This window comes from Rhizobium sp. PL01, from assembly GCF_033447125.1.
GTDB lineage: Bacteria > Pseudomonadota > Alphaproteobacteria > Rhizobiales > Rhizobiaceae > Pararhizobium.
The window spans coordinates 137,743-145,265 of sequence record NZ_JAWQUM010000016.1; the positions used below are offsets into that span (position 1 = coordinate 137,743).

6 protein-coding genes are annotated in these 7,523 nt (G+C 59.9%); 5 read left to right on the top strand and 1 reads right to left on the bottom strand.

Annotated elements, in window-relative coordinates; all coding sequences use genetic code 11:
- Positions 1-20: 20 nt before the first annotated feature.
- The 4 genes from R6X40_RS29175 (at position 21) to ppx (ending at position 5,628) form a co-directional block, all read left to right on the top strand.
- The gene (locus R6X40_RS29175) at positions 21-1,151 is read left to right on the top strand and encodes an AI-2E family transporter (RefSeq protein ID WP_318418424.1); all 1,131 of its coding nucleotides are present in this window, start codon (positions 21-23) and stop codon (positions 1,149-1,151) included.
- A 5-nt stretch (positions 1,152-1,156) separates the two neighbouring features.
- Positions 1,157-1,843, top strand: coding sequence for a DnaA regulatory inactivator HdaA (gene hdaA, locus R6X40_RS29180; protein ID WP_318418426.1), 687 nt, complete (start codon positions 1,157-1,159; stop codon positions 1,841-1,843).
- 65 nt (positions 1,844-1,908) lie between these two features.
- Positions 1,909-4,095: an RNA degradosome polyphosphate kinase gene (locus tag R6X40_RS29185; RefSeq protein WP_318418427.1), complete on the top strand. Its 2,187-nt coding sequence runs from the start codon at positions 1,909-1,911 to the stop codon at positions 4,093-4,095.
- Positions 4,096-4,107: 12 nt separating this feature from the next.
- Positions 4,108-5,628 carry an exopolyphosphatase gene (ppx, locus tag R6X40_RS29190; protein ID WP_318418429.1) on the top strand — a complete coding sequence of 507 codons (1,521 nt, stop codon included), beginning with the start codon at positions 4,108-4,110 and terminating at the stop codon, positions 5,626-5,628.
- Between the two features lie 112 nt (positions 5,629-5,740).
- Here ppx and R6X40_RS29195 read toward each other — a convergent pair whose 3' ends face one another.
- Positions 5,741-7,099: an esterase-like activity of phytase family protein gene (locus tag R6X40_RS29195; protein WP_318418431.1), complete on the bottom strand. Its 1,359-nt coding sequence runs from the start codon at positions 7,097-7,099 to the stop codon at positions 5,741-5,743.
- Between the two features lie 83 nt (positions 7,100-7,182).
- On the opposite strand from R6X40_RS29195, the gene R6X40_RS29200 reads away from it, so the two are divergent.
- Positions 7,183-7,523 (top strand): hypothetical protein (locus tag R6X40_RS29200; protein ID WP_318418432.1); only part of this gene is annotated, 341 nt, incomplete at its 3' end.

Consider the following 7,523-nt stretch of genomic DNA (forward strand, 5'->3'; position numbering starts at 1 on the left):
CAAGACATCGGAACAGCGGCATGGTCAACAAATTAAGCGGCAGCGGGCTGCAGCGTCAGATCATTTTCTGGCTGCTTTTTCTCGCCGCGTTCATCGCTTTTCTCATGGTGTTCTCGACCATTCTCCTGCCGTTCATCGCCGGCATGGCGCTCGCCTACTTCCTCGATCCCGTCGCCGACCGGCTGGAGAAAATTGGCCTCAGCCGGCTGATGGCGACCATCGTCATCCTGATCGGCTTCATCGTCGTCTTCGCATTGTCGCTGGTGGTGATCATCCCGATCGTTTTCACGCAGGCAGCCGACTTCATCCAGAAGATGCCTGGCTATGTCTCGATGCTGCAGACATTCCTGACCAGCCCGGATGCCGCCTGGCTGCCCGACTGGATTTCCGGGCAGATGGATACGATCAAGCAGAACTCCGCCAAGCTGCTCGAACAGGGCGCGGGTTTCCTCGGCACGCTATTCCAGCAATTGTGGAATTCGGGTGTGGCCCTTCTCGACATCATCTCTCTGTTCGTGATCACGCCTGTGGTGGCGTTCTATCTGCTGCTCGACTGGGACCGGATGGTTGAAAGGGTTGATAGCTGGATCCCGCGCGACCACGTAGCCACCGTCAGACAGATTTCACGCGACATGAATGCGACGATCGCCGGATTCGTGCGCGGCCAGGGCTCGCTCTGCATCATTCTCGGCTTGTTTTACGGCATCTCGCTGACCTTTGCCGGATTGAATTTCGGCCTGCTGATCGGCCTGTTTGCCGGCATGATCAGCTTCATTCCCTATGTCGGCTCAATGGTCGGGCTGGTGCTGGCTGTCGGCGTCGCGCTTGTGCAGTTCTGGCCGGAGTACCTGAATATTATCATTGTTGCGGCGATCTTCTTTGCCGGGCAGTTCCTGGAGGGTAATATCCTTCAGCCGCGGCTGGTCGGCAAAAGTGTCGGCCTGCATCCGGTCTGGCTGATGTTCGCACTGCTCGCCTTCGGCGCGCTGTTCGGTTTCGTCGGTCTGCTGGTGGCCGTGCCGTGTGCCGCCGCCATCGGCGTTCTCGTGCGGTTTGGCATCGGCCGCTATCTCGACAGTGCGCTCTACCACGGCCACCGTCATATCCTGACGATCGAGCCGGAACACAAAAGTCCCAAGCTTCCAGAGTAACGCGTATGGTCCGCAAGTTCGAACAATTGCCGCTCGTTTTCGAGCACGAACCGCAGACGGGTCGTGACGATCTTCTCGTGTCCGAACGCCTGAAGGCGGCCGTCACGATCATCGACAGCTGGCCGCGCTGGCCGTCGCCGGTGGTGATCCTTGCCGGTCCTGTCGGATCGGGAAAATCGCATCTCGCGGCGATCTGGCGCGAAACCAGCGAAGCCGTGTCCATTCATCCAAAGGCTGACAGCAATGCTGCGGAGATCGCGGCGGCAGGCCCGGTCCTGTTCGAGGATGCCGACCGTCAGGGCTTTGACGACCGGGCATTGTTCCACGTTATCAATAGCGTTCGCGAAAATGGTACCAGCCTGTTGATCACCAGCCGGCTATGGCCGATGTCATGGCCGGTCGAACTGCCAGACCTGCGCTCGCGCCTGAAGGCCGCCACCGTGGTCGAGATCGGCGAGCCGGATGACGAGCTTCTGGCGCAGGTTCTGGTCAAGCTGCTGGCAGACCGCCAGCTTGCCGTCGATGACCGGCTGATCGGCTATATCGTCGCCCGCATGGAGCGGTCGCTGGAATCCGCTCAGACGATCGTCGAGAGGCTGGATCACCTGGCCCTTGCCCGTGGCACGCGCATCAATCGGGCGTTGGCGCTGGAAGTGCTCAACACCCTTGGAAAGACACGCGAAATCGATTGACTGTCATAGTTAGGTCGTCAAACTGCGCTAGCTGCTTCGAGAAAAGCAAAAGGCGGACCGGGGACATGGACACTGTGACATCTGCAACGACTGCAAACGCGCCGGTGGCCGACGAAATCGACCTGATGAACAGCCCTGAGCGATTCATCAATCGCGAGTTCTCCTGGCTCCAGTTCAACCGCCGCGTCCTTGAGGAAACCCTAAACACCGCGCATCCGCTGCTGGAGCGTGTGCGTTTCCTGTCGATTTCAGCTGCCAATCTCGACGAGTTCTTCATGGTCCGCGTTGCCGGTCTCGAAGGCCAGGTTCGTCAGGGTGTTGTCGTCCGCAGCCCGGATGGTAAGACGCCGGCCGAGCAGCTGGAAGATATCCTCAAGGAAATCGACAACCTGCAGATGGAGCAGCAGGCATCGCTCGCCGTGCTGCAGCAGTATCTTGCCAAGGAAGATATTCTGATCGTCCGCCCGATCTCACTGTCGGCGCAGGATCGGGGCTGGCTTGCCAACGAATTTGAACAGGCGATCTTTCCGGTGCTGACGCCTTTGTCGATCGATCCCGCCCATCCGTTTCCGTTCATTCCGAATCTTGGCTTCACAATGGGGTTGCAGCTGGTGAGCACGCGCGGGCGCGAACCGATGACGGCACTGTTGCGTCTGCCTGTGGCGCTTGACCGGTTCATCCGGCTTCCCGATTCCAAGTCGGTGATCCGTTACATCACGCTGGAGGATGCCGTTGGCCTATTCATCGAACGGTTGTTCCCGGGCTATGAGGTCAAGGGCTCCGGCACCTTCCGTATCATTCGCGACAGCGATATCGAAGTCGAGGAAGAGGCTGAAGATCTTGTGCAATTCTATGAGACGGCCCTGAAGCGCCGCCGGCGCGGTTCGGTGATCCGCATTGAGATCGATTCTGAAATGCCGCTCGAACTGCGCCAGTTCGTAGTCGGTGAACTCAATGTCCCGGGAAACCGGGTTGCGGTGCTGCCGGGTCTGCTGGCGCTCAATACACTCTCCGAGATCACAAAGGCGCCGCGCGAGGATTTGCGCTTCGAGCCGTACAATGCGCGATTTCCCGAACGCGTCCGCGAACACGCCGGAGACTGCCTCGCCGCCATCCGCGAAAAGGACATGGTCGTCCACCACCCCTACGAGAGCTTCGACGTGGTGGTCCAGTTTCTGCTCCAGGCTGCGCGCGACCCTGACGTTCTTGCGATAAAACAGACGCTGTACCGTACCTCCAACGACAGCCCGATCGTGCGCGCGCTTATCGATGCGGCCGAAGCCGGCAAATCGGTGACGGCGCTGGTGGAACTCAAGGCGCGCTTCGATGAAGAGGCCAATATCCGCTGGGCGCGCGATCTGGAACGCGCCGGCGTGCAGGTCGTGTTCGGCTTCATCGAACTGAAGACCCATGCGAAGATGTCGATGGTCGTGCGGCGCGAAGAGGGCAAGCTTCGCACTTACTGTCACCTCGGTACCGGCAATTATCATCCGGTCACCGCGAAGATCTACACCGACCTGTCGTTCTTCACCTGCAATCCGAAGATTGCCCATGACATGGCCAATATCTTCAATTTCATCACCGGCTATGGCGAGCCCGAGGCGGGCATGAAACTGGCGATATCGCCGCACACGCTGCGCCCGCGCATCCTGCAGCATATCGGTGAGGAAATCGCCCATGCGGAGGCCGGCCGTCCGGCATCGATCTGGATGAAGATGAATTCTCTGGTTGATCCGGAAATCATCGATGCGCTGTATCGTGCCAGCCGCGCCGGCGTGCAGATTGATCTTGTGGTGCGCGGCATCTGCTGCCTGCGGCCGCAGGTTCCGGGACTATCCGACAAGATTCGCGTCAAATCGATCGTCGGGCGCTTCCTTGAGCATTCGCGTATCTTCTGTTTCGGCAATGGCTATGGGCTTCCCTCCGAGCACGCGCTCGTTTATATCGGATCGGCGGACATGATGCCGCGCAATCTGGACCGGCGGGTGGAGACCCTTGTGCCTCTCATCAACCGGACTGTGCATGAACAGGTGCTGTCGCAGATCATGCTGGGTAATCTCATCGATAACCAGCAGAGCTACGAGATCCTTCCTGATGGAACGTCGCGGCGCATGGAAGTCGCCAAGGATTCCGAACCGTTCAATGCGCAGGTCTACTTCATGACCAATCCCAGCCTGTCCGGGCGGGGCGAGGCCTTGAAGTCCAGCACGCCGAAGGTAATTGCCGGCTGGGATAGCGGCCGCAGAAGATAAAACTGGAATTGCATGGTAGAGTCTGAAGCCCAGGGGCGTTTGCCTGGAATTGCCCCTGTCTCCGTCGTGGACATTGGGTCGAACTCGATTCGACTGGTGATCTATGAGGGGCTGAGCCGGTCTCCGGCCATTTTGTTCAATGAAAAGGTCATGTGCGGCCTCGGCAAGGGCATCGATGCGACCGGCCGGATGGACGCCGAGAGCGTCGAGCGGGCGCTAAAGGCACTACACCGGTTCCGGGCGCTGTCGACCCAGGCGCGCGCCTCGACGGTTTTTGTGCTGGCGACAGCGGCGGCGCGCGATGCCTCGAACGGCCCCGATTTCATCCGCCGCGCCGAAATCATCCTCGGTCAGAAAGTCCGCGTGCTGACCGGCGAAGAGGAAGCCTATTTCTCCGCGCTCGGCATCATCAGCGGCTATCATGATCCCGACGGTGTCGTCGGAGACTTCGGTGGTGGTTCACTGGAACTCGTCGATGTCGTCGGCCCCAAGGTCGGCAAGGGCATAACCCTGCCGCTTGGCGGTATCCGCCTGTCGGAACATGCCGAAGGGTCGGTCGTCAAGGCTCGCAGCCATGTGCGCCGCTACCTGAAGGGCGCGCAGGTCCTGCAAAACGCCAGCGGCCGTACCTTCTACGCGGTGGGTGGTACCTGGCGCTCGATCGCCAAGCTGCATATGGAACTGCGCAACTATCCGCTGCACATGATGCAGGGCTACGAAATCTCCTTTGACGAGGCCATGGCCTTCCTGCCGGAAGTGATCGAGCCGAAAGACGTCAAATCGCCGGCTTACGCACATATTTCGAAGAGCCGGCGTGCCCTCCTGCCGTTCGGTGCCGTCGCCTTGCAGGAAGTCATCGCGCAGATGAGGCCGTCGATGATCTCGTTCTCGGCGCTCGGCGTTCGAGAAGGCTATCTGTATTCGCTGCTCTCGGACACCGTGCGCGCCCACGATCCGCTGCTGGCCGCTGCCCGCGAAATCGCCATCCTGCGTGCGCGCTCACCCGAGCATGCCCGCGAGCTTGCCGACTGGAGCGGCAAGGTGGTGCCGCATTTCGGCATCACCGAAACCGAGGAAGAGGGGCGCTACCGTCAGGCAGCCTGCCTGCTTGCCGATATCAGCTGGCGCGCGCATCCGGATTATCGTGGCCTGCAGGCGCTCAACATCATCGCCCACAGCACGTTTTCCGGCATCACCCATGCCGGCCGCGCCTATATCGCCCTTGCTAATTACTATCGCTTCGAAGGCCTGAATGACGACGGCGCCACGGAGCCGCTGGCAGCGATCGCCACTCCGCGGATGCTGGAGCTCGCCAAGCTTCTCGGCGGTCTTCTGAGGGTGGTTTATCTGTTGTCGGCATCCATGCCCGGCGTTGCGCGCAATTTGGATATCCGGCCATCGGCATCGCCAGACCTCGATCTCGAGTTCATCGTTCCATCCGCCTATTCGGAATTCGCCGGCGAGCGGCTCGACGGCCGCTTGCAGCAACTTGCCAAGCTGACGGGCAAGCGGATTGCCTTCCGGTTCGAGTAAGTGGCGATGCAGGTCTGAGAGTAAGACGCGCCTAGGCCCAGCGAAATCCATCAGAAACAACGAAGGCCCCGCAACTGGGTTGCAGGGCCTTCGTTTGTTTGTTGCGCTGAGCTTACTTGGCGTTCAGGAATTCGCCGACTTCGAGCAGGACGAATTCGTTGTCGTCGGCCTTGTCGAGCGAGCGGCCAGCAGAGAACGGCAGGTTGTTGTCGTTGCCGACGATGATGTGGGTGTCATCGACGCGATCGACGTTCTCGATGGTGACGAAAGGCATATCGTAGAAGCCTTCGCCGCCGCCCTGGCGCCTCTTGTTATCGGGATCGGCGATCTTCAGGAGATCGATATAGCCGATCTTGCGCACGGCCTTGCCGGCGTTCTCGTCGGTCATCTCAATCTTGTAGATACGCTTCACCTTGGAGCCGACGGCAAAGCAATCCGCTGCCGGTGCCTTCGGATCAGCACAGGCCTTGTCGACCGTGCCCGCACCATTGTCGCGCTCGATTACCAGAGCGGTCTTGTCGTCCAGCATGTTGAAGTCACCGATGGCTTCGCCACCTTCTGCGAGCGGATAGAGCCAGCTACGGCCGGTCCAGGCCTTGGATGCGACATCGAGTTCGATGATGCGAAGTGCCGGCCGGCCTTCGGCCTGTTCGACAGTTTCCGCATCTGTCCAGAGCGGGCCTTCGAGCATGCCGTAGAGCTTGGTGCCATCCTTCGACATGGCAAGACCTTCGTAACCGCCGGAACGCTTGACGTTGAGCGCAGGCATTGGCTTGGACGGATCAGCCTGAACGGTGAGTGTCGGGTTGTCGGGCGACATCACCGGCTTGTCGTTGACGGTGGTCGGGATGACGTCGGTCAGCTTGCCGTCGAGATCGAATTTCAGGATGTAGGGACCGAATTCCTCGCCAACCCAGAAACCATCGGCAACAGGCTGGATCGATTCGACGTCGAAATCGGCGCCGGTGAGGTAGCGCGTCGCAGCGCCTTCCATGACGATCGGGAAGGGGGCCTTCTTGTCGGGATCGGAAAGGAACAACGTTTTAACCGCTTCGACCTTGCCGCCGTCCCAGTCGATCTTGAGATTGTGCAGCATCAGCATGGTGTCGGACGAATTCAGCTTCGAGCCGAAACCATTGTCCGACATGCTCCAGAACGTGCCATCCGGCATGGTCTTGATGCCGGAAAAGCCCTGCATCGGCTGGCCGTCGAACGGCAGCGAGAGGCCCGTGAGGCGAACGCCGTCCTTGCCGGGAACGGTGCCCAGCGATTCGGTGCGCTTGCGATCCGGGGTCGTGAACTTGCCCGAGGTCTTCAGGTAGTCGGCAGCGTCTGCAGGCGCCGCGATGATCGTGTTGGCTGGCAGGATGGCGTGGGCGGCAAGCTTGGCCGGGAAGACCGTGTCTTCAGCAAGAGCGGCCGATGTCATCAGAAGGCTGAAAGCCATGGAAGCGAAAAGAGCGTTTTTCATGATGTCCCCATTGAGCGGTTGGTCGAGGTGTTCCGCTTAGCAGGGCATTGATGTCGGCGACTTGACGGCTGGATGAAGCTTTGGTGACGGCTGAAAGAACAGGCGGTTTATTCGGCCGGGATCAATGCCCCGTTCATTCTGCCCATGTCGGCGATGAAGTCGAGGTCCATTATCGTTGGCATCCTTATTTCAGCCAAAAGGTTTCCATTCGCCGCGTTGAAGAACGAGCGACAGGTCGGTTTCTTAAGGTTTTGGGGCCCTCAGGTGTCGTGGTCTCGATTTCGGAATGGATGATTGATCCTGTGGTGTGCGGCGGCATGACCATGGGTCTTGCACGCGTCGATCTTGCAACGCTGGTCGAGTTGAAGAGGCTGGTCACCAGCGCCGACAAGCCTGCACTCTTCCTGGGTGGACGTAGAATCAC